This is a genomic window from Acidovorax delafieldii 2AN, from assembly GCF_000175235.1.
In the GTDB taxonomy this organism is placed as follows: domain Bacteria; phylum Pseudomonadota; class Gammaproteobacteria; order Burkholderiales; family Burkholderiaceae_C; genus Acidovorax; species Acidovorax delafieldii_B.
This window is the reverse complement of sequence record NZ_ACQT01000431.1, coordinates 1-1,895: the sequence shown is the minus strand read 5'-3', so window position 1 is coordinate 1,895 and position 1,895 is coordinate 1. Positions and strand designations below refer to the sequence as shown.

2 protein-coding genes are annotated in these 1,895 nt (G+C 68.4%); one reads left to right on the top strand and one right to left on the bottom strand.

Features of this window, described 5'->3' with window-relative positions; translation table 11 throughout:
• A partial coding sequence (locus ACDELDRAFT_RS21910; protein WP_005800785.1) for a YbfB/YjiJ family MFS transporter occupies positions 1–484 on the bottom strand: 484 nt, incomplete at its 3' end.
• Positions 485–748: 264 nt separating this feature from the next.
• Between ACDELDRAFT_RS21910 and ACDELDRAFT_RS21905 the strand changes: the two genes are divergently transcribed.
• Positions 749–1,849, top strand: coding sequence for an alkene reductase (locus ACDELDRAFT_RS21905; protein ID WP_005800783.1), 1,101 nt, complete (start codon positions 749–751; stop codon positions 1,847–1,849).
• Positions 1,850–1,895: the final 46 nt, after the last annotated feature.

Below are 1,895 nucleotides of genomic sequence, written 5' to 3'. Positions count from 1 at the left end.
CCGAGGCACTGATGCCCCAACCGGTGCCGCCGTAATACAGACCCAGCAGCAGCCCGCTGCGGCCCACATCCAGCGCCCCCAGGCGCGCGGCCATCAACCCACCCGCAATGAAGATCACCGCGCTGGCCACGCCCGCCAGCAGGCGCTGCAGCAGCAGCGGCGCCGCGTCCACAAAGAAACCGCTCAGGGCCATGAACAGCGTGGCCAGCACGGCACCGGCCAGCAGCAGGGGCCCGGGGGCCACGCGCCGCAGCAGCAGCGGCGTGGCCAGCGCCCCGAGCAGGTAGCCCAACGCATTGAAGGTGTTCATGGCCCCTGCCAGGGTGTAGCTCCAGCCCAGGTCGTCACGCATCACCGGCAGCAGCAGGGCATAGGCGAAGCGCGTGATGCCCAGCGACACCGCCGCGCCCAGCGAAAGGGCCAGCACCACGCCCACGGGGTGGGCACGCACGCCCTGCGGGCCGTTGTTCTGTTGTGTCTCCATGGGCGCAGATTGTGCCCGCCACCCGCGCCGGCCGGGTATCTCTGCCGCACACGAAAAACAAGCCAAAACGGGCTGAAGCCCTTGCACCGCATGCGCCACTAGCTATGACTTTTGAATACTCTTGCGCCACCGATAACGGGTAGCACACAATGGCATCACCGCGCTGCCCAGGGCGTACTGCAGCCTTTGCTGCACTGCAGTACGCTTGCGGCCTGTACCTGCCCTTGGGGCAGGCCTTGACCCACTTTGCGACGAAAGCCCCCCATGTCCTCCTTGTTTGAACCCGTCCAGGCCGGTGACCTGCAACTGGCCAACCGCATCGCCATGGCGCCGCTCACGCGCAACCGCGCACCCAATGCCATCCCCACGCCGCTCATGGCCACCTACTACACGCAGCGCGCCAGTGCCGGCCTGCTGATCACCGAGGCCACGGCCATCAGCCCACAGGCCCAGGGCTATGCCGACGTGCCGGGCCTGTACGGCACCGAGCAGCTCGACGGCTGGAAACGCGTGACCAGTGCCGTGCACGCCGCGGGCGGCAAGATCGTGGTGCAGCTGTGGCATGTGGGCCGCGTCTCGCACACCGAGCTGCAGCCGGACAACGCCGCGCCCGTGGCGCCCTCGGCCATCCGGGCCAAGACCAAGACCGTGCTGATCAAGGACGGCGTGCCCACCTTCACCGAAACATCGATGCCGCGCGCGCTGGAGCTCGAAGAGCTGCCCGGCATCGTGCAGGACTACCGCCACGCCGCGCGCAACGCCATCGCCTGCGGCTTTGACGGGGTGGAAATCCATGGCGCCAACGGCTACCTGCTCGACCAGTTCCTGAAAACCGGTGCCAACCAACGCACCGACGACTACGGCGGCAGCATCAAGAACCGCGCCCGGCTCATGCTGGAGGTGGCCCGCGCCATCGTGGACGAAATCGGTGGCGGCCGCACCGGCATCCGCCTGTCGCCCGTAACGCCCGCCAACGACATCGCGGACGAGAACCCGCAACAACTCTTCGACTACCTGCTGGCCCAGCTTGCGCCTCTGGGGCTGGCCTACGTGCACGTCATCGAAGGCGCCACCGGCGGCCCGCGCGAGCTGCCCGACCGCCCCTTCGACTATGCCGCCCTCAAGACCGTGTACCGCAAGGCCGGTGGGCAAGGTGCCTGGATGGTGAACAACGCCTATGACCGCGCCCTGGCCGATGCCGCCGTCGCCGCTGGCGCCGACATCGTGGCCTTCGGCCGCCCGTTCATCGCCAACCCCGATCTGGTGACCCGGCTCGAAAAGAACGCACCCCTGAACGAGCCCGACCGCGCCACGTTCTACGGCGGCGGGGCGGCCGGTTACACCGACTACCCCACGCTCTACTGAGACAGGCTGCGAAGGCCCCTGCGGCCGGCGCGTATCTGCGGCCAGT

Coding starts and splice junctions, on each gene's coding strand:
- ACDELDRAFT_RS21905 (WP_005800783.1), top strand. CDS start 749: ATGTCCTCCTTGTTTGAACCCGTCCAGGCCGGTGACCTGCAACTGGCC.